The 18,474-nt window shown below is 68.3% G+C and carries 18 protein-coding genes; 11 read left to right on the top strand and 7 right to left on the bottom strand.

Going from position 1 to position 18,474, the window contains the following annotated elements; all coding sequences use genetic code 11:
• Window positions 1-1,299 (top strand): SNG1 family protein, encoded by a 1,299-nt coding sequence (locus OHA58_RS16980; protein WP_405479608.1) that lies wholly within the window; start codon window positions 1-3, stop codon window positions 1,297-1,299.
• 189 nt (window positions 1,300-1,488) lie between these two features.
• A complete protein-coding gene (locus OHA58_RS16985; RefSeq protein WP_327430298.1) occupies window positions 1,489-2,058 on the top strand; it encodes a TetR/AcrR family transcriptional regulator in 570 nt (189 codons plus the stop codon).
• A gap of 25 nt (window positions 2,059-2,083) precedes the next feature.
• Here the strand turns inward: OHA58_RS16985 and OHA58_RS16990 are convergent, their stop codons facing one another.
• Window positions 2,084-2,608, bottom strand: a complete 525-nt coding sequence (locus OHA58_RS16990; protein ID WP_405479610.1) for a TetR/AcrR family transcriptional regulator — start codon at window positions 2,606-2,608, stop codon at window positions 2,084-2,086.
• 91 nt (window positions 2,609-2,699) lie between these two features.
• Here OHA58_RS16990 and OHA58_RS16995 point away from each other — a divergent pair, with 91 nt between their 5' ends.
• Both OHA58_RS16995 and OHA58_RS17000 read left to right on the top strand, forming a co-directional pair.
• Window positions 2,700-3,515, top strand: coding sequence for an oxidoreductase (locus OHA58_RS16995; RefSeq protein WP_405485012.1), 816 nt, complete (start codon window positions 2,700-2,702; stop codon window positions 3,513-3,515).
• A 64-nt stretch (window positions 3,516-3,579) separates the two neighbouring features.
• Window positions 3,580-4,554, top strand: a complete 975-nt coding sequence (locus OHA58_RS17000; protein ID WP_405479611.1) for an NmrA family NAD(P)-binding protein — start codon at window positions 3,580-3,582, stop codon at window positions 4,552-4,554.
• A gap of 260 nt (window positions 4,555-4,814) precedes the next feature.
• Here the strand turns inward: OHA58_RS17000 and OHA58_RS17005 are convergent, their stop codons facing one another.
• The 4 genes from OHA58_RS17005 to OHA58_RS17020 all read right to left on the bottom strand — a co-directional run bounded on the left by OHA58_RS17005 (window position 4,815) and on the right by OHA58_RS17020 (window position 8,583).
• Window positions 4,815-5,045 carry a hypothetical protein gene (locus OHA58_RS17005; protein ID WP_405479612.1) on the bottom strand — a complete coding sequence of 77 codons (231 nt, stop codon included), beginning with the start codon at window positions 5,043-5,045 and terminating at the stop codon, window positions 4,815-4,817.
• A gap of 166 nt (window positions 5,046-5,211) precedes the next feature.
• Complete coding sequence (locus OHA58_RS17010) at window positions 5,212-6,267, bottom strand: HTTM domain-containing protein (RefSeq protein WP_405479613.1); 1,056 nt, start codon at window positions 6,265-6,267, stop codon at window positions 5,212-5,214.
• A 79-nt stretch (window positions 6,268-6,346) separates the two neighbouring features.
• Complete coding sequence (locus OHA58_RS17015; protein WP_405479614.1) at window positions 6,347-7,114, bottom strand: DUF5819 family protein; 768 nt, start codon at window positions 7,112-7,114, stop codon at window positions 6,347-6,349.
• Window positions 7,115-7,314: 200 nt separating this feature from the next.
• Window positions 7,315-8,583, bottom strand: a complete 1,269-nt coding sequence (locus OHA58_RS17020) for an ice-binding family protein (RefSeq protein WP_405479615.1) — start codon at window positions 8,581-8,583, stop codon at window positions 7,315-7,317.
• Between the two features lie 644 nt (window positions 8,584-9,227).
• Here OHA58_RS17020 and OHA58_RS17025 point away from each other — a divergent pair.
• Complete coding sequence (locus tag OHA58_RS17025) at window positions 9,228-10,715, top strand: hypothetical protein (protein WP_405479617.1); 1,488 nt, start codon at window positions 9,228-9,230, stop codon at window positions 10,713-10,715.
• A 277-nt stretch (window positions 10,716-10,992) separates the two neighbouring features.
• On the opposite strand, the gene OHA58_RS17030 is transcribed toward OHA58_RS17025, so the two are convergent.
• A complete protein-coding gene (locus tag OHA58_RS17030) occupies window positions 10,993-11,340 on the bottom strand; it encodes a hypothetical protein (RefSeq protein WP_405479618.1) in 348 nt (115 codons plus the stop codon).
• Window positions 11,341-12,155: 815 nt separating this feature from the next.
• Between OHA58_RS17030 and OHA58_RS17035 the strand changes: the two genes are divergently transcribed.
• The 4 genes from OHA58_RS17035 to OHA58_RS17050 all read left to right on the top strand — a co-directional run bounded on the left by OHA58_RS17035 (window position 12,156) and on the right by OHA58_RS17050 (window position 15,310).
• A complete protein-coding gene (locus OHA58_RS17035) occupies window positions 12,156-12,599 on the top strand; it encodes a DUF6325 family protein (protein WP_405479619.1) in 444 nt (147 codons plus the stop codon).
• Between the two features lie 41 nt (window positions 12,600-12,640).
• Window positions 12,641-12,928, top strand: a complete 288-nt coding sequence (locus OHA58_RS17040; protein ID WP_405479620.1) for an SHOCT domain-containing protein — start codon at window positions 12,641-12,643, stop codon at window positions 12,926-12,928.
• 208 nt (window positions 12,929-13,136) lie between these two features.
• On the top strand, window positions 13,137-14,114 hold the full coding sequence (locus OHA58_RS17045; RefSeq protein WP_405479621.1) for a teichoic acid biosynthesis protein C: 978 nt from the start codon (window positions 13,137-13,139) through the stop codon (window positions 14,112-14,114).
• Window positions 14,115-14,344: 230 nt separating this feature from the next.
• Window positions 14,345-15,310, top strand: a complete 966-nt coding sequence (locus OHA58_RS17050) for a hypothetical protein (protein ID WP_405479622.1) — start codon at window positions 14,345-14,347, stop codon at window positions 15,308-15,310.
• Window positions 15,311-15,402: 92 nt separating this feature from the next.
• On the opposite strand, the gene OHA58_RS17055 is transcribed toward OHA58_RS17050, so the two are convergent.
• Complete coding sequence (locus OHA58_RS17055) at window positions 15,403-16,359, bottom strand: ACP S-malonyltransferase (protein ID WP_405479624.1); 957 nt, start codon at window positions 16,357-16,359, stop codon at window positions 15,403-15,405.
• A gap of 166 nt (window positions 16,360-16,525) precedes the next feature.
• Here OHA58_RS17055 and OHA58_RS17060 point away from each other — a divergent pair, with 166 nt between their 5' ends.
• A complete protein-coding gene (locus tag OHA58_RS17060) occupies window positions 16,526-18,148 on the top strand; it encodes an acyl-CoA carboxylase subunit beta (RefSeq protein WP_405479625.1) in 1,623 nt (540 codons plus the stop codon).
• A 17-nt stretch (window positions 18,149-18,165) separates the two neighbouring features.
• The gene (locus tag OHA58_RS17065) at window positions 18,166-18,387 is read left to right on the top strand and encodes an acyl-CoA carboxylase subunit epsilon (protein WP_405479627.1); all 222 of its coding nucleotides are present in this window, start codon (window positions 18,166-18,168) and stop codon (window positions 18,385-18,387) included.
• The last annotated feature ends 87 nt before the right edge of the window (window positions 18,388-18,474 follow it).

Below are 18,474 nucleotides of genomic sequence, written 5' to 3' on the forward strand. Positions count from 1 at the left end.
ATGAGTGGGATTCCGCCCTTCCGCATACTGCGCGCCAAACCCCTGTGGATCGCCAACGGGGTCATCACGGGCGTACTCGCGCTGCTGTTCGCCGTGTTCTACGTCGGCGCCAACATCGACCCGGTCGATCACATGAGCAAGCTGCCCGTCGGTCTGGTCAACGCCGACAAGGGAGCCGCGGCCGGCGGCAAACAGGTCAGTCTGGGGGCGCAGATCACCGAGTCGATCAGGAAGTCCACCGCGAGCGGGGGCAGGATCGACTGGAAAGTGATGGACGAGAAGGAGATGAAGGAGGAGCTCGGCAAGGGCAAGCTGTACGGCGCACTCGTCGTCCCCGCCGACTTCACCTCCTCCACCACGGAACTGGCCGGCACCGCGACCACCGGAACCCCTGCCCGCCCGACGCTGACCGTGCTGACCAACCAGTCCGCCGGCAGTCTGGGTTCCAGCCTGGCCCGGACGGCGACGACCCAGGCGGCCGCGAATGCCTCGCTTCAGCTGGGCAAGCAACTGACCGCGGAAACCGGCGCCCAGCAGGCGAAGCTGCCCGCCGCGGCACGCGTCCTGCTCGCCGACCCGGCCGCCGTCACGGTCGAGGACGGCCATCCCCTCGGCTCGCACAGCGGCCTGGGCCTGACGGCGTTCTACTACGCGCTCACCCTGGCGGTCATCGGCATGCTCTCCGCCAACGTCATCAGCGGCCAGGTCGACCACGCCCTCGGCTACACCCACAACGACATGGGACCGCTGCGCCTGCACCGCCCGCTGATCCGGGCGACCCGGGTGCAGACCCTCGCCATCAGCAGCACGCTCATGGCCGGCCTGTCCCTTCTGATGGGCACCCTGGTCATGGTGGGCGCCGTCGGCATCATGGGCATGGACGCCTCTCATCTGCCGCTGCTGTGGCTGTACTCGGTGTGCGCCATCGCCGTAACCGGGATCGGCGCGATAACGCTCCTCGCGGTCTTCGGCACACCCGGCATGCTGGTGGTCACCCTGGTCTTCATCGGAATGGCGGTACCGACAGCCGGCGCCACCACCCCTCTCCAGGCGCTGCCCGGCTTCTACCGCTTCCTCGCCGAGTTCGAGCCACTGCGCCAGATCACTGGCGGTATCCGCTCGATCCTCTACTACGACGCCCAGGGCGACGCGGGTCTGACGCGGGGCTGGGTCATGCTGGCGGCCGGACTCGTGGCGGCCGCACTGTTCGGCTTCGGGGTACTGGGGTGGTACGACCGCAAGGGACTGCACCGCATCCCGGCGGAGACGAAGCCCGAGAAGACCGCCGTCCCGGCGTAACGGCAGGTCACCCCAGACGGGCCATTACTCGGAGTGGCCCCGGTGTGTGTCGCCCTGCCGGGGACGACAGGCGCGCACACCATCATGGCTCGGCGACGGTCTTTCCCCCAGGCCGTCGCCGAGCCTCTGCCTGGAGCCCCTGAAAACCGATCGGTTTTCATTTCGTCTGCTTCGGGTTAACCTCGCGGTATGACCACCGAAGTGAAGCTGAGCCCCAGGGAGCGGTTGCTGGAGGCGGCGGCCACGCTCACCTATCAAGACGGCGTCAGCATCGGCGTCGAGGCGCTGTGCAAGGCGGCGGGGGTGTCGAAGCGCTCCATGTATCAGCTGTTCGAAAGCAAGGACGAACTCCTGGCAGCAAGCCTGAAGGAGCGCGCCTCCGCCTACGTGGCAACTCTCCTGCCCGCGGCGGACGACGGCCGGTCACCCCGCGAGCGGATCCTGCACGTCTTCGAGCAGGTGGAATCGCAAGCAGGGGCGCCCGAGTTCCGAGGTTGCCGGTACCTGGCCGTGCAGATCGAACTCAAGGACCAGAGTCACCCCGCGAGCCGGGTCGCCCATCAGGTCAAGGACAACCTGACGGCCTTCTTCCGCGCCGAGGCCGAACAGGGCGGAGCAAGCGATCCCGACCTGCTGGCCCGGCAGCTCAGCCTGGTCTTCGACGGTGCCAGCGCCCGCGCGGGGATCGGAGCCGACAGACTGACGGGGCTCATCGCGCCCACGGTGACCACCCTGCTCCACGCGGCAGGTATGCGCTGACACATCGCCCCTCCAGGAAACTCCCTTACTTCCGGGCACTCACGGGAAGCCCGATGGCCGTAAGTGTGTTGCCGAGCATGCCGCAGGCGAAGAAGCTCGCCGTCTCGTCGGCATCGGCACCCAGCGACAGGTGCACGGTTTCCCAGATTCTCATCCAGCCGGCCCGGACGACCTCACCGATCAGGTCGTCGCCCTGCGCCGCGGCGGCCGCCACGGTGACGTATCCCTGCATCTGCATCAGAAGCGTTTCGGGGCGCGTCGACATCAGCCGCGCGTAAGCGTTCGTCATTGCCTGGAGGGCCTGCCCGCCGCCTGCCACCCCTTCGGCCGCAGCCTCGAAAGCCAGGCGGGTGTCTTCCATGCTCCGCACCAGAGCAGCGACGAAGATCGCCTTCTTGTCCGGGAAGAGCCGGAAGAGATACGGCTGCGTGACGCCGACCCGTTTGGCGATCGCCGCGGTAGAGGTGCCGCGGTAGCCGGCGATCGCGAACTCGGCGATCGCCGCGCGGATGACGCTCTCACGCCTCTCCTGTGCACTGATCCTGCCCATGACGCCACCCCCTGCTTGAACTTGCGCACGGAAACCGATCGGTTTACTGTAGCGGAAACCGATCGGTTTCAAATGAGCACGGGAGTCCATGATGACGACAGATCGGCCGGTGGCACTCGTGACGGGCGCGTCATCCGGCATCGGGAAGGAAGCGGCGCTCGCGCTGGTCGCGGCGGATTTCAAGGTGGTGGGCACAAGCCGTGACACCTCGCGCGTCACCCCGCTCGACGGCGTGACGTTCCTCGGGCTCGACGTCGCCAGTGACGCCTCGGTCGCCGCCGCGGTCCAGGAGGTGATCGAGCGGTTCGGGCGGATCGACGTCCTGGTCAACAACGCCGGCGTCGGCTCGATGGGCGCGGCGGAGGAAACCTCCGTCGAGCAGGCCCGGGCCGTCTTCGACACCAACGTCTTCGGGGTCATGCGCATGGTGAACGAGGTCCTGCCGCACATGCGCGCTCAGCGACGTGGGCGCATCATCAACATCTCGTCCGTGCTCGGCTTCCTGCCCCAGCCTTTCATGGCCGCCTACGCCGCCTCCAAGCACGCCATCGAGGGCTACACCGAGTCCCTGGACCACGAGGTCCGTGACCACGGTGTCCGGGCTCTCATCGTCGAACCCGCCTACACCAGGACCGGGTTCGAGGCCAACAGCGCGAAACCCGACATCCCCCTGCACGTGTACGCGAAGCAGCGGCAGACCGTCGACCGCGTGATGGCGGAGGCGGTCAGGGGCGGCGACGCCCCCGCCGTCGTCGCCAAGGCGATCCTCGCGGCAGCGACCGACACGAAGCCGAAGCCGCGCTACACCGCCGGCCCCCTGGCCGGACGCGCACGCGTACTGCGCCGCCTCGCTCCCGCCGGGGTCTTCGACAAGCAGATCCGCAAGATGAACAAGCTGGCCGACTGACGCGCAGGTAGCCCCAGGGCTTTCTGAACAGCCGCCCCACCCGCACCAGACAGAGGACACCTTGATGCCAGAGCGCAATCCCATCCTGATCACCGGTGCCGCCGGCGAAATCGGCGGTGTGAGCCGGACGATGGTCGACATGCTGCTTGAACAAGGGCACCCGGTACGGGCGTTCGTGCGCCAGGACGACGAACGCGCCCACTCACTCCGCCAGGCCGGGGCCGAGGTCTTCGTCGGTGACCTGCTCACCATCGCCGTCGTGACCGCCGCACTGAAGGGCGTCCGGCGCATCTACTTCAGCATGAGCCTGTCGCCGTACTACACCGACGCCGTCAGCCTGATGGCCGCGGCGGCACGGGCCCAGGGCGACATCGAAGTGTTCGTCAACATCTCCGAGTACGAACAGTCGTTCATGACGTTCGACAAGATGACCGCGCCTGAGGAGGAACGGCGCGCGTGGCTCGGCGGACTCATCGCCAACTGGTCGCCCCAGCAACGGGCCCACTGGGTCGCCGAGCAGGTGCTGGACTGGTCCGGCCTCCCGACCGTCAACATCCGGGGAGCCATGTTCGTCGAGAACCCCCTGATGACCTGGCTGGCACTGGAGCCGCTGAGCAGGGGTGAACTGCGCCTGCCCTTCGGTGACCACCGGCTCGCGCCCATCGCGGGTTACGACGTGGCGGAACTGTGCGTGAAGATCCTGACCGACCCGGAGCCGCACATCTCGAAGTCCTACGAGCTCAACGGCCCTGAGCTGAAGGACATGCACGGGTTCGCGGAGGACTACGCGGCCGTGCTGGGACGCGAGGTCACCTACGTTCCCGAAGACGTCGAAACCTGGAACGAGACCTACGTCGACACCGCCCTGGCCGCGCTCCCGCACACCGCGGAGCACCTGAAGACCCTGACCCGGCTGATGGGCGGCGGGGGCTACCGCGGCGCCACCGACCAGCTGGAAACCCTGCTCGGACGCCCGCCGAAGACCGTGCGGTGGGCACTGGAGAACCATCCGCGCATCCGGAAGCTGGCGGCTGCCTGATCCGCTGAGAGGCCCGGAGCAGGAGATGCACACCACGACGGAGTCCACAGGCCGAAGACGAGTCCATGTGCACTCGCAAGGACTCCGCGTGGTCTGCCCCGGCACCGACAGACTCCGTGTAGAAAGCGGGCCACTTCAGCCCGACACCTGCCCGTCCTGGAGCGTCGTGCCCATAGCGTGCCCTTAAGGGCGGACAACCACGGTCAACAACGGTGCCGCCACACTCCCACAGCGGTAGCCCCTCAATGGATCTGCGCAGGTCAGATGGCATAGGGCCCCGCAAGCGCCGTCGCTTCCCAAGCTGAGAGTGCGAGTTCGATTCTCGTCACCCGCTCCACAGTTTCACCGTAGTTGAGGCCCAGGTCAGCGACCTGGGTCTTGTTTGTTGTCTGGGCCTGTTCAGCTGTCACGACGGACGCGCCGACGAGCCCCAGATAGGCAGCAGAAACAGCATTGGCGAAGGTCAGACGTGACAGGGTGCGAGCGTTCATCGATTCCCCCCGGAGATGTGGTGCTCCCCATGCTCCTGGCGGAACCATGACTCCGGCGTGAGTATCCGTACTCGATTCGACTCGCCTCGACCCCAGTAGGCAGTCAAACCACCCACTCCAACCTCAGGGGACGTGCGTGCCCCTCGTGACGGGGCACGGCGCGGCCTCAGCCGGCCGGTTCGCTCTGCGCAGGTACCAGTGCGCGGGGTGCCGGGGACGCGTCGGCCATTCCTCCGGATCCCGAGCCCCGAACGGTGCGTCGCCACAGCCGTCCCAGAGTCCGGTAGAAGCGGTCCGGAAGGAACGCGGCGTCCGCGACGATCATGGCGCCGGAGAAGAGCGGCAGGCCCAGGAACACCGCGATACCCACGTGCATGCCCAACAGCATTGTCAATACGGGGTACTTGAGCCTGCCGAACAGGACGAACGGGAAGGCCACCTGCAACAGCACGGTCAGGTAGCAGGCGATGGCGAGCAGTACGTCGTGTTCGTCTGCCATGGCGGAGAGCCCAGGCCAGGGCTGGAACACGTCGAGGTTCAGGGCGTAGTGGAGAGCGGTGCCGTTGTCCCAGGCGGCGCCCTGCACCTTGTACAGGCCTGCGGATCCGTAGAGGAAGCAGACCTGGGCGGCGATGACAAGCATGCCGCAGTTGTGCATCACGGTGATCACTGTCAGGCGCGCGTCGCGGAGGTGGCGTCGCAGCTCGCCGGACGCCTGGTCCAGCGGAGGCCGGACTGTCTTGCCGGCGGATGCTCGGAGCCGCGTCCTGCGCGCGTCGAGGGACCAGCGTCGGCCGCATGCGGTGACGACGAGGTAGAGGACCATGAGGAGGATGAGGGTGTCCCCTCCGTCCGTCATGTAGATCGCCCTGGCGTGGAACGACGTCACTACGACCGCGAACAGCACGGACACCGCCCTGGTCCGCCAGCCCAGCATGAACAGTGCGGAGGTGACGACGGCTGCCGTGTAACAGACCTCGAAGTAGGCCCGGCTGTCGGACAGCGTGAGGATGCTGGCCCACCCGGTCTGGTCGAAGAATTGCTTGGCCAGTGCCGGCGTCCACGGTGAGCCGGGGCCCCAGATCTCGTTGCGATGGGGAAACTCGCGTAGCAGGAAGGCGAGGTAGAGGAACCCGTAGCCGATGCGCAGAACCGCCGCAGCGTACAGGGAGATGGGCCGCTCCAGCAGGAGAGTGAGGAGCGTACCGATGCGGACGGGCATTCGCTGCGGCGCGCGTGCGCTCGCCCGCTCGGTGCCGTGTCCGGGTCGCGACGGCGATGTTGCCGAAGTCGATGTCTGCTCAGCCTGTTGCATGGCGGGCCACCTTCCACCAGGGCAGGTAACGGGTGCCGGATGGCCTTGGTGCGGCCGCGCCGGGACCGGGGCCGCCCGCTGCGGGAGGCTCGGCGATGGGCAGGATGATCACCCGCAGTTGGATGGACTCGAATGCGCCGTGACGATGGGCGGCGACGCGATCCGCTGCGATGTTGCGCAGGTATTGCTGGATCATCAGAGCGCGTTGCGAGCGCGGGTGGTCGTCGCTGCCGTGCGTCTTGAGGTAGGAATTCCAGGCCCGGCGCAGCATGTTCTGCGCTGAGTGGCTCGGGAAGGGGTCGTGTTTCACTGCGGCTGTGTCGACGGCGGTCAGGTCGAACCAGCCGCTGACCTGGGTGGTGCCGTTCGGGGCGGTGTGCATGGTCCTTGCCGAAATCTGCCGGTTGACCGACTCCGGGTCCGGGGCGAAGAGCTGCCAGTTCTGCTCGAACAACGGAAAGACCCAGGCGTTGACCTGCCGGCTGTACTGCCGGGAGAGCGGATTCGGCGGTGCCACCTGCAGGAATACCAGGAGCACGTGCGTCAGGGCGGTCGCCAGACACAGGACCACGGCGATGCGAACTCCGGCCTTCAGGGCGACGGGCGGCTCTGCAGGCCCTTGGAACGCAAGGGGGCTCCCGCCCCCGTTCTGTGCGGCCGGCTCGGCGCCGGTCCGGTCCGATTCGTCTGCATCCGCTGATGCCACGCCACCCTGTACGGGCCCATCCGGCCTGTCCGTCTCGACTTCTCTCACCTGCTTCTCCTGAACTTTTACCGGCGGCGCGCGACGGAATCGATGACGATCCGCGCCGCGCGCCGCCCGTCCTACTCCCGCACGCGGGCGGCTGCCCCCGAGCAGGCACCCCCGCCGGACGGTTCCATCACGTGATGCAGCTACGCCTTCGCGAACCGCAGGTCGTGCGGGAATCGCTCGGTGCCGCGCCGACCATCGCGCTAGGCAGCATCACAGCCGTAGCCATCGTCCTTGCCGCCATAGCCGCTGTCGCCATACCCGTTGTGCTTATCGGGCTTGCAGTCGTGGTCGTGGCCACCTGTGGTTTCGCCGGGCGCTTCGCCGGTGGTCTCGCCGGGCGCTTCGCCGGTGGTCTCGCCGGGCGTCGTGCCGGTGGTCTCACCGGGCGTCGTGCCGGTGGTCTCACCAGGCGTCGTGCCGGTGGTCTCACCAGGCGTCGTGCCGGTGGTCTCACCAGGCGTCGTGCCGGTGGTCTCACCAGGCGTCGTGCCGGTGGTCTCACCAGGCGTCGTGCCGGTGGTCTCACCAGGCGTCGTGCCGGTGGTCTCACCAGGCGTCGTGCCGGTGGTCTCACCAGGCGTCGTGCCGGTGGTCTCACCAGGCGTCGTGCCGGTGGTCTCACCAGGCGTCGTGCCGGTGGTCTCACCAGGCGTCGTGCCGGTGGTCTCACCAGGCGACCCAGACCCGCAATCCGACAGGCCGATCGTGTTGGAGTCCAGCGTCACGGCGCCGTCACCGCTGGGGCCCGCACCGGCGAGCAGCCGGCCGTTGATGGTCGCCCCCGTAGTGGCGGTGATCGAGGTGTGGGCCATGATGGTGCCCACGAACGTGGAGTTGGTACCGAGCGTGGCCGAGCTGCCGACCTGCCAGTACACATTGCACGGCGAGGCGCCATTGATGAAGCTCACTGAGCTGGCGGATGCCGTCGTCAGCGTCGAACCGATCTGGAACACCCAGACGGCATTGGAGTTGCCCCGGGCATCCAGGGTGAGCGTGTCGGTGATCCTGGCGGAGCTGTTCGCCTTGTAGAGGCCCGGCGTCAGCGTCTGGCCACCGAACTCGTGGGGAGTGATGTACACCGCATCCGTCAGAGTCTGTCCGGCGGCCTGGTTGTACGCCGTATTCAGGTCGGCCTTGGCTTGGCCCGCGACGGCATCGGCAGAGTGCAGAACCCCGGGCAAGGTCACCCTGCCGGGCCCTCCGTCGGACGTCTGGAACCCGGTGATGGCCGTCTTGGGGCTCACGCCGACGTTGAGACCGTTGACCACCGTGGGACCGGTGTTGGTGACTGTGGAGCCGGCCAGTACTCCGAAACTGGCCGCAGTGCCCAGTCCCACAGGGCTGGCAACAGCCTGTGCGCGTGTCGGCGACATCGCGAGGACGGCAGCGGCGATCACCACGGCCGTCACCGCCGCGAGCCACACCGAAAATGTGCGCCGAAGAGGCGCGTCAGGGATATTCAGCGTCATTGAGGGGACAACTCCTTGGGGAGGATGATCATGGAGATTCCCAGCCGCGCAGAATAGGATTCTGCGGCTGGCATATTACGCGGAAAGGCAATCGGATTACGGCTTCTCCGGGCGGTCTCACCGAAATGGAAGAATTCGGCGCGCGATCTATATAAATGATTAATGGGCCGAATGGCCCTGCTTTTTATCCGGCTCGACGATGGGTGAACCGCTCAGGATTCCCTGGCAGGCCGGTCCAACAGGTGGTCGCCGGTCACCGCGGTCCGCAGCCGGCATCGAGCCGGGGGGCGCACATCAGATCGTGCGAACGGAGCAACCGCGCGCCGTCCAACGGGCCGGCCGAATGTCCGGCGGCCTCAGACCGGACCGGCGGCGGAATACGGAGGCCAGGGGTCCCTGTCAGTCGCGCCTCGGACAGCCACTCAGCTTGCCCCTGATCGGTCAAGAACCCGCTCCAAGCAAACAGCCATGTCAGGGCAAAGAGCTCTTCGAGGCGGCGAGCGGGTCCAGTCCTGAGATGGGAGCGAATCGCGCACAACCTTGAGGGCTTCTCGTGTGTCCAGTGGGGCGACTGAGCTTCAGGTGCTGTCACTCCAGTCATTCCGCGGTCCCTGCAGTCCCCGTCCTTCCGTCAAGGAGTTCCGTTGCGCAGAGCAGCCACGGCCGCCGCCGCCGTGCTCGCACCCCTCATCGCCTTCGCCCTCACCCCGACGACGGCTTCCGCCACCAGCCCTTACAAGGGAGCCAACACCGCAGCCGTCCAGGACGACTTCAACGGTGACGGCTACCGGGACCTGGCTGTCGGCGCGCCCTACGCCGCCAATGGCAGCGTGGAGGAAGCCGGTGCCGTCGTCGTCCTGTACGGGTCGGCCTCATCAGTGAGCACCGCGCGCCGGACGGTCATCACGCAGGCGACCTCCGGTGTCCCCGGCGACCCCGAGGAATGGGACGCCTTCGGCACGACGGTCTCCAGCGCCGATCTGGATCGGGACGGATACGCGGATCTGATCGTCGGTACCCCGAGGGAGCAGGTCGGCGACAAGGAGCTCCGGGGCTCCGCGACCGTCGTATGGGGCGGGCCCAGCGGGCTGACAGGCGGTGCGACCATCTCTCCGCCGGCCGGATACGGGGACGGACGCACGTACTGCGGCTTCGGGAACTCCCTGGCCACAGGCGACATGAACGGGGACGGCGCCCCGGAGGTGACCATCGGCTCGCGCTGCGAGGGCGCCTCCTACACCGGCCCCTTCACCCGCACCGGAAAGGCCGCCTCCAACTACCGGGAAAGCCGCCTCGGCGAGACCCGTGGCGTAGTGATGGGTGACGTGAACGGCGACGGCAGAGCGGAGCGTTTCTGGCTGGTCGGGCCCGCGGACGACGACCTTCGTGGGCCTGTGTACGTCGACAACGGTCCTCCGACTGACGACTATTTCGCCAACTGGCCCACCGAACTTCCTTACGCCGACGGCCACGCCGGCCAGATCGGTGACATCAACGGTGACGGCTACGGCGACCTCGTCACTGGTATCGCGGATGACGATTCCGTCATGAACGCAACCGGAGCAGCGCACCGCGGTGGCGAGATCCAGGTCCTCTACGGCAGCGCGCAGGGCATCACCGTCGACCAGCAGCCACAGGTCTTCCACCAGGACACGGCCGGAGTCCCGGGAACCGCCGAGGACGGCGACCAGTTCGGACAGTCGCTCAGCGTCGGCGACGTCAACGCCGACGGGTACGCCGACGTCCTCGTCGGCTCTCCCGGTGAGGCGGTCGGCACGCTCAAATTGGCAGGCACGGCCGTTTTGCTGCGTGGCTCCGCCTCCGGCCTGACCACAACCAAGGCGGTCGGGTACACCCAGAGCACGGCTGACGTACCCGGTGCCGCAGAGGCCGGCGACTGGTTCGGCGCGACCGTCCACCTCGCCGACCTCAATAAGGACGGCAAGGCCGAGACGGTCGTCGGTGTACCCACGGAGAACAGCGACGGTTGCCTGTGGACCGCCCGCGGCTCGGCCTCCGGCCCGGTCCTGAGCGGTTCGGTCAACCTGTGCGGCAAGAGCGCCGGAATCACCGTTCGCAACACCAAGGGCTACTTCGGAGCCGCCCTGCCGAGCCCTCATGTCTCCAACTAGGCAGGGCGCGCACAACCACCCGGCACCAAGGCCCCGCACCACAGCCGCACCGGATCGAGCGGGGAACTACGGGGAATCACGGTTCGGCCACACGCGGCGACGCGGGCCGTGATTCCCTCGTTCCACCAGCTCAGCCGCCGAATCAGCCCTAGATCACCTCAGCTTCCCAAGCTGAGAGTGCGAGTTCGATTCTCGTCACCCGCTCCATATTTGAGGCCCAGGTCAGCGACCTGGGCCTTGTTTGTTGTCTGGACCTGTTCAGCTGTCCCGAGTTGGCTCAGTAGCCGACGTAGCCGCCGGGTACGCCCACCACGACAATGGCTACGCCGCCGTAGACGTTGTCGTAGCCGTACCCGTTGTCGTAGCCGTAGCCGTACCCGTTGTCGTAGCCGTAGCTGTACCCGTTGTCGTAGCCGTACCCGTACCCGTACCCGTTGTCGTAGCCGTAGCCATACCCGTTGCAGTCATCCCACCTGCCGCACCGGTCGTAGGAGTGGCTGGCCGCGGAGGTCGCGTGTGCGGGGGCGGCCGCAGCCGCCCCTGCGGCACCAACAGCGGCGCCACCAGCCAGCATCACACCGGTGGCGGCTACAGCGAGGGAACGCTTGATATGAGGTGCTCGCATGAGTCTCTACCTTTCCTTCCGCCACCGGAGATCGAAGGCGGGTGGCCACAGCGCATGCAAGACATACGGTGTGGTTCGCAGAGGTCACAGCTCGAAGCGGGAGCACGTCTCGCCGCTCATTGGTTCCGGTCCTTCCGGAATCTTGCCGCCCAGGGCGTGCCCCGGTTGCGACTCTCACAAGCATCACGCTAGTAGCACATACCCTCTCCAGCATCTTGAGCAGAAGTCTGCTCAATTCCGCAGGTCAGCGGTCGGCGGTCAGGCCCGAGCCATGACGTCCCCTCTGACGCCGTCCCTCTTCGACGGTGACGCCCCAAAGGCCCACACCACCCGCATGGAGTATGGGCAGAGAAGTGGAGAGACAAGACGGTCGGCGGGCCGAGGGCGGACCAGACGGTTCAGACCGTCGAGCAGGCGTCTTTAGCCGTCCATATGAGCGTCGCAACTGCGCTGGAGATCCAGTGGCATGCGAGAGGGCCAGGGCCGGACCCACCGGGAATTTCCGCGAATCCCGGCCATATAAAGCACCATGACACTTCGTCATGTCCGGCGACTATGGACCGATTTGCCAATTCGCCGTGGGATACACGGCTGGGCACTGCTGACCGCTGTCGCGCTGCTGCTCCTGTGGGAACTGGGGAAGCTCCTGACCCGCCGGTCGAGGGCGGCCGGGTGAACGCGCACCGACGTGCGGGGGCACTGGTCCGGTGATGCAATGGGTCCACGGGGAGAGCCACGAACACCGGGTTACGAACCGGGTTTATGAACATCAGGGGCTTACGAACACCAGGGCTTACGAACACAGGGGTTGCGCCGTGAACTACGAAGTCGAAGAACTGGGGCCGATCGACTATCTGGTCGTGGAGTTCCCCGGCAACCGAATGACGGGCGAGGGCTTTCCCCTCCTCGTCGATCTCGTGGACCGCGGCCTCATTCGCATCCTCGACCTGACGTTCGTCAGGAAGGACGAGGACGGCTCCGTGAGCGGCCTGGAGATCGCCGACCTCGACGGCGACGGCAAACTCGACCTGGCCGTCTTCGAAGGCGCGTCCTCCGGCCTCCTGGGCCAGGACGACCTCGAGGAGGCCGCAGGCGCCCTGGAGCCCGGCAGTTCCGCCGGCATCCTGGTCTACGAGAACCGCTGGGCCGCGCCCTTCGCCGCAGCCCTGCACCGTGGCGGCGCCAGGATGGTCGCCTCCGGGCGGATCCCGGTGCCCGCGCTCCTGGCCGCGCTCGACAGCACCGAAGCCGCTCGCTGAACGGCGGCTGACAACAGCCGGCGAGCAGAAGGGAAACCGCCATGCCAGGTCTACTCCGTGGAGTCGCGCGCACGGCAGTGGTCGCCGGAACGGCGACCGCCGTGTCGAACCGTGTGAGCCGCCGCCAGCAGGGGCGATGGGCTGCCCAGGAGGCGTACGAAGCCCCGGCAGCCCCTGCCGCACCTCCCGCCGCCCCGCCGGCCCCTCCCGTCGTTCCCGACATGACGAGCAAGATCGAACAGCTCAAGCAGCTCGGCGACCTCAGGGACCAGGGCGTGCTCACCGACAGCGAGTTCGAGGAGCAGAAGCGCAGGATTCTTCAGTCCTGACCGAACCGCCGGTCGCCCTCCGAACCGCCGGTCGTCCTGACCGAACCGCCGGTCGCGGTACTCAGACTCTTGGCTGTCACCCCATGCAGGCCGCCGCGATGCGGAGTTGACGTCTCCATCCGTCACCCCGAAGCGAGTGTCGGCCGTCTCCTGCGTATGGTCTCCGAAACTTCGTTGCTTCGTTGGCCACTCTTCTCAGGAGTCCCGCATGGAACACAACTCCCGTACGCCCCTGACCCGTCGTGGGCTGCTGCGGACCGGGACCGGGGTCGGGCTTGCCGCGCTCGGGCTCGGGTACGGGGCCGCGAGTGCTTCCGCCTCGGTGGGCACCACCTCGCGGTTCGATCTGTCGCAGCCGTCGTACGACCTGTTCCGCGACAAGAACCTGCACAGCAACCGCGTCCAGCAGAGCTTCGCCTTCGACTCGGTCAACAAGCGCCTGTTCGTCGCCGCCAAGCGGCTGGACAGCCCCGAGTCGGCCGGTGACCTGTGCATCAGCGAGCTCGACTTCGCCGGCAACTACATCTCGTACATGCACCTCAACGGCTTCGGCCACGGTGTCGCCTTCGGTATCCGCCCGATAGGCAGCGCCAGCCACCTGTGGATCGAGACCGACACCAACGGCACTACCGGCTACGGCACCAAGCTCGGCTTCCTCCCGTACAGCCCCGGCGCCACCGTCGTGGCCTCGGACCCCGGCATCGGCAAGTTCGTGCCGGTCGCCGGCGCCAGCGAGTTCACCTGCTCCATGGACCCGGTCTACGACCGCATGATCGTCCGCTACCACAAGGACGGCGCCAAGCACATCGCCGTCTACAACAACTCGGACACCGACAACGCGGACTTCAGCTCGCCCGTCGCCATGTTCACCCCGCCCGCCATCTCCGGCACGCCGCAGGGATACACGCTCTACGGCTCGTACATGTACTTCCAGACGGGCGACGCCTACTCGGCCTCCAACCCCGACCCGGGCAACACGTACCTCACCAGCATCAACATCAACACCGGTGCCATAGCCCAGGGCCCGACCCTCACCAAGGCGGGTTCCACCCTGGAGTACCGGGAGCCCGAGGGGCTCGCGATCTACCGCACCGACGCGGGTGAGTCGCGTCTCTTCCTCGGCTTCGCCTCCGGCCTGGAAGGCGACCGGCGCTCCAGCATCTTCTACAAGAACGCGCTGGTCTGACGCGGGGGAAAGTGAGTTTGTGAGCTGATGGGGCCCGGCCGCTGCTGTACGCGGTCCGGGCCCCTTCCGTCACATCGGTCACAGCGGTTACACATCTTCGCAAGAGCATCACACCCTGTGCGCATCGCCTTCGGAAAGCGTCGATAGCGTTGCTGGCCGCTCGATCTCGCGTGCGAACGTGACCAAATGCCCGGCGTCCCGGCGGCGCAGTCAGCCACAGAAAGATCGAAATGGACTACTGCTCCTCCTGCCGTCGGACCCTCAACGGGGCGCTGGTGTGCCCGGGTTGCGGCGCCTACGCCCCCGACATCGCCCCGCCCGCGACGGCGTCCACGACCTCGACGGTCATGACGGCCTCCACGGCGTCCACGACCTCGACGGCCTCCACATCGTCGTACTTCGGGATATCCCAGGCCGCCTCGGATCGTGGCGGCTCGGCGGTCGGTACCTCCGGCTCGTACGCCGCTTCCGACTCGTTCGACGACTTCGACCCCTTCGATGCGGGCAAGGCCTTCGACGTGGCCGACTCGGGCGGCGAGGCCGTCTCCGGTGCGGCCTCCGGTTCCGCGGACGCCCCGTCGTCCGCGTCGGCTTCGCAGGGCGGCCGGGCCGCCCGGCGGCGGAAGCTCGCGCAGTGGAAGAAGAACAAGCGCCGGGCCGTGGCCGCGACGGCCGTCGCCATCGTCGGTGGCGGGCTCACCATCGCCGCGCTGCCGAACAGCGACTCCCACGACCGCGCGCAGGCGTCGGCCGCCCCGGACCCGGTGACCACCTCGCCGGCCCTGGCCAACACGGACTCCGCGACGGACACGCCGGACACCCGGGCCTCGCGGAGCCAGAGCGACCGTTCGCACAAGGCCTCCGGCCCGCGCCACGCCCGCCCGGCCGCCTCCACGCCTCCGTCGGCCGCGCCGACCGCGGTACCGCACACACCCACCACCGCCCGCAGCGCCGCCCCGCGCCACGCCGCCCCGGCGCCGACTGCCGCCGGTGCGCACACCGCCGCGCCCGCCGCCCCTGCGCCGCAGGCCTCTTCGCCCGCTCCCGCCACCAACCAGTCCGGCTCGGGTACGAATACGGGCTCGGGTACGGGTACGGGGTCTTCGGGCGGGAACCAGGCGACGACGCCCGCGCCCGCTCCCAGCACGGCGTCACCCGAGCCCGTCTGCGTGCTCGGCCTTCTCTGCATCAGCTGAGTTCCGCCGCAACGACCGAGGCCCGGCCCGGGGTTCTGACCCCCGGGCCGGGCCTCTGCGCGTACTGACGCGCGTACCGACGTAAGTGACTGCTACGCCGCCACCACCAGTGGTGCCGGCGCCGTGAACTTGTGGGCCGGTACACCCGGCAGCGCCCTGCGGGCCAGGCCCGCGAGCGTGCCGCCGGGGCCGATGTCCAGGAACGCGGTGCAGTCGAGTTCTTCGTGGAGCGTGTTCAGGGACTCGACCCAGCGGACCCTGCTGACGAGCTGGCGGGTGCTGAGTTCCTGCCACTGGCTGCCGCCGTAGTGCGCGCGGGCGTCCACGTTCGCGACGACCGGCAGCACGCCCGCCGCGAAGTGCGTCAGTTCGAGGGCCCGGCGCAGGGCCGCGCTCGCGGGCTCCATGTAAGGGCTGTGGCAGGCGGCCGTCACCGGCAGGACGCTGTAGCGCAGGCCGGCATCCGCCGCGCGTGACGCCGCCGCGTCGATCGCCGTACGGCTGCCCGCGATCACCGTCTGCTGGGGGCTGTTGTGGTTGGCCACCCACAGGTCCGCGCCCTCCTCCCGGAAGGTGTCGACGAGGGCGGCGACCTCGTCGACGTCACCGCCCATGACGGCGGCCATCGCTCCCGGCCGGCGGCGGGCGACCTCGGCCATGGCGCGGCCGCGCTCACCCACCAGCCAGGCTCCGTCGGCGACGGAGAGGACACCGGCCGCGACCAGCGCCGTGTACTCGCCGAGGCTGTGGCCCGCGACCGCCACGACCCGGGCGTCCGACTCGCGCCTGCGCAGCTCCGACCACGCGAGCAGGGAGGCCGTGAACACCGATATCTGCGCGTGGTCGGTGCGCGACAGCGTCTCCTGGTCGGCCGTGAGCAGCAGCTCGGCGACGTCGAAGCCGGAGGCGCGCGAGACGGACTCGACGAGTTCCCAGGACTCGGTGGCGCGCCAGGGTTCACCCATCCCGGGCCGCTGAACTCCCTGTCCGGGAAAGAGGACGGCGTAGCGCGGCGAGGAGTCGGACGACTCGTGGAGGTGCGTGGTCATGATCTTCCCTTCCGGTGGCGGTCGGTATGCATCGTGCGGCCTGCCCGCTCAAGCCGTGGAAAAGGAATGCTGTTTTTCCCGGCCTTGAGTCGCGCATTGCCGCCCGCCCCGAATCCTTTTCCCCGGGTGGCGCCATTCGGGTGCCGGTCGGATGGGAGGACATGGCATGACCACTGTGGTCGAGAAACCCGTCGCACAAAGCCCGGACATCTCCGGGGAGAGTGAGCCGGAGCGGCCCGACAGCGTGCATGTGCGCGTCGAGGAGCTGCGCCGGCTGCGCGCCGAGGTCCACGCGGGACCCGGGGTGCGGGCGACCCAGGCGCAGCACGACCGGGGCAAGCTCACGGCCCGCGAGCGCATCGAACTCCTCCTGGACGAGGGCTCGTTCACGGAGCTGGAGCCGCTGCGCAGGCATCGCGCGACCGGCTTCGGCCTGGAGAAGCGCAGGCCGCACACCGACGGTGTGATCACGGGCTGGGGCACGGTCGAGGGCCGTCAGGTCTTCGTCTACGCGCATGACTTCCGTATCTTCGGCGGCGCGCTCGGCGAGTCCCACGCGGCGAAGATCCACAAGCTGATGGACCTCGCCGAGGCGTCCGGCGCCCCGCTGGTCAGCCTCTGCGACGGTGCCGGCGCCCGTATCCAGGAGGGCGTCACGGCGCTCGCCGGATACGGCGGGATCTTCAGCCGCAACGCCCTGTCCTCGGGGGTGATCCCGCAGATCAGCGTGATCCTCGGGCCGTGTGCAGGTGGGGCCGCGTATTCGCCGGCGCTGACCGACTTCACGTTCATGGTGCGGGGCGTGGCGCAGATGTTCATCACAGGGCCGGACGTCGTGCAGGCGGTCACGGGTGAGCGCGTGAGCATGGACGAGCTGGGCGGGGCGGACGTGCACGCGTCGGTCTCGGGTGTGTCGGCGTTCGCGTACGACGACGAGGTGTCCTGCCTGGAGGACGTGCGCTATCTGCTCTCCTTCCTGCCGTCGAACAACCGGCAGGCGCCGCCCGCGGTGGCGACCGACGATCCGCCGGACCGGCGCACCGACGCGCTCGCCGACCTGGTGCCCGCCGACCCGGCCCGCGGCTACGACGTGAAGGCCGTGATCGAGGAGATCGTCGACGACGGCGAGTACTTCGAGATCCAGCCCGACTGGGCGAACAACGTGGTGTGCGCGCTGACCAGGATCGACGGACACGTCGTCGGCGTCGTCGCGAACCAGCCGATGTCCAGCGCCGGCGTCCTCGACATCAAGGCCAGCGAGAAGGCCGCGCGGTTCGTGTCGCTGTGCGACGCCTTCAACATCCCGCTGGTCACGATGCTCGACGTGCCCGGCTTCCTGCCGGGTGTCGACCAGGAGCACAACGGCATCATCCGGCACGGCGCGAAGCTGCTGTACGCGTACTGCAACGCCACCGTCCCGCGCATCCAGCTGATCCTGCGCAAGGCGTACGGCGGCGCGTACATCGTGATGGACTCGCGCTCCGTGGGCGCGGACCTCTCCTTCGCCTGGCCCACGAACGAGGTGGCGGTGATGGGCGCCGAGGGCGCCGCCAACGTCATCTTCCGGCGGCAGATCGCCGCGGCCGACGAGCCCGCCGCGATGCGCGAGCAGATGGTCAAGGAGTACAAGGCCGAGCTGATGCACCCGTACTACGCGGCCGAACGCGGCCTCGTGGACGACGTCATCGAGCCGGGCGAGACCCGGGCCGTGCTCGCCAGGTCGCTGGCCATGCTGCGCACCAAGCACCGCGCGCTGCCGCAGCGCAAGCACGGGATCACCCCGCTGTGAGCGCGACCGGCTCCGCCGTGAGCCCAGCGAGCGGCTCCGACGTGCTGCGGGAGGCCGCGTTCCACGTGGTGCGCGGCAACCCGACCCCGGCCGAACTCGCCGCGCTCGTCGCGGTGTTGACCGCGACCTTGCGTGCGCGCGCCGACTCCGGCGTGGACGACGCCCCCGCGGTGCCCGCCCGCGCGGAGTGGGACCGGCCCGCCGACAGCTACCGCAGCCCTCTCGCCTGGGCGGCCTGAGTACACCCGAAAGCGCCTTGAGGCCGCCTTTAGTGAACGCTTTGCGACCCCCCTCGACAATGAATTCAAGCGCATCAGGAGGACGAA

This window comes from Streptomyces sp. NBC_00009 (assembly GCF_045040855.1).
Lineage (GTDB): Bacteria > Actinomycetota > Actinomycetes > Streptomycetales > Streptomycetaceae > Streptomyces > Streptomyces aureus.

What these genes read in the sequence shown, in the direction of transcription:
- OHA58_RS16980 (WP_405479608.1), top strand. Translation starts at nt 1, where the DNA reads ATGAGTGGGATTCCGCCCTTCCGCATACTGCGCGCCAAACCCCTGTGG.
- OHA58_RS16985 (WP_327430298.1), top strand. Translation starts at nt 1,489, where the DNA reads ATGACCACCGAAGTGAAGCTGAGCCCCAGGGAGCGGTTGCTGGAGGCG.
- OHA58_RS16990 (WP_405479610.1), bottom strand. Translation starts at nt 2,608, where the DNA reads ATGGGCAGGATCAGTGCACAGGAGAGGCGTGAGAGCGTCATCCGCGCG.
- OHA58_RS16995 (WP_405485012.1), top strand. Translation starts at nt 2,700, where the DNA reads ATGACGACAGATCGGCCGGTGGCACTCGTGACGGGCGCGTCATCCGGC.
- OHA58_RS17000 (WP_405479611.1), top strand. Translation starts at nt 3,580, where the DNA reads ATGCCAGAGCGCAATCCCATCCTGATCACCGGTGCCGCCGGCGAAATC.
- OHA58_RS17005 (WP_405479612.1), bottom strand. Translation starts at nt 5,045, where the DNA reads ATGAACGCTCGCACCCTGTCACGTCTGACCTTCGCCAATGCTGTTTCT.
- OHA58_RS17010 (WP_405479613.1), bottom strand. Translation starts at nt 6,267, where the DNA reads ATGCCCGTCCGCATCGGTACGCTCCTCACTCTCCTGCTGGAGCGGCCC.
- OHA58_RS17020 (WP_405479615.1), bottom strand. Translation starts at nt 8,583, where the DNA reads ATGACGCTGAATATCCCTGACGCGCCTCTTCGGCGCACATTTTCGGTG.
- OHA58_RS17030 (WP_405479618.1), bottom strand. Translation starts at nt 11,340, where the DNA reads ATGCGAGCACCTCATATCAAGCGTTCCCTCGCTGTAGCCGCCACCGGT.
- OHA58_RS17040 (WP_405479620.1), top strand. Translation starts at nt 12,641, where the DNA reads ATGCCAGGTCTACTCCGTGGAGTCGCGCGCACGGCAGTGGTCGCCGGA.
- OHA58_RS17045 (WP_405479621.1), top strand. Translation starts at nt 13,137, where the DNA reads ATGGAACACAACTCCCGTACGCCCCTGACCCGTCGTGGGCTGCTGCGG.
- OHA58_RS17050 (WP_405479622.1), top strand. Translation starts at nt 14,345, where the DNA reads ATGGACTACTGCTCCTCCTGCCGTCGGACCCTCAACGGGGCGCTGGTG.
- OHA58_RS17055 (WP_405479624.1), bottom strand. Translation starts at nt 16,359, where the DNA reads ATGACCACGCACCTCCACGAGTCGTCCGACTCCTCGCCGCGCTACGCC.
- OHA58_RS17060 (WP_405479625.1), top strand. Translation starts at nt 16,526, where the DNA reads ATGACCACTGTGGTCGAGAAACCCGTCGCACAAAGCCCGGACATCTCC.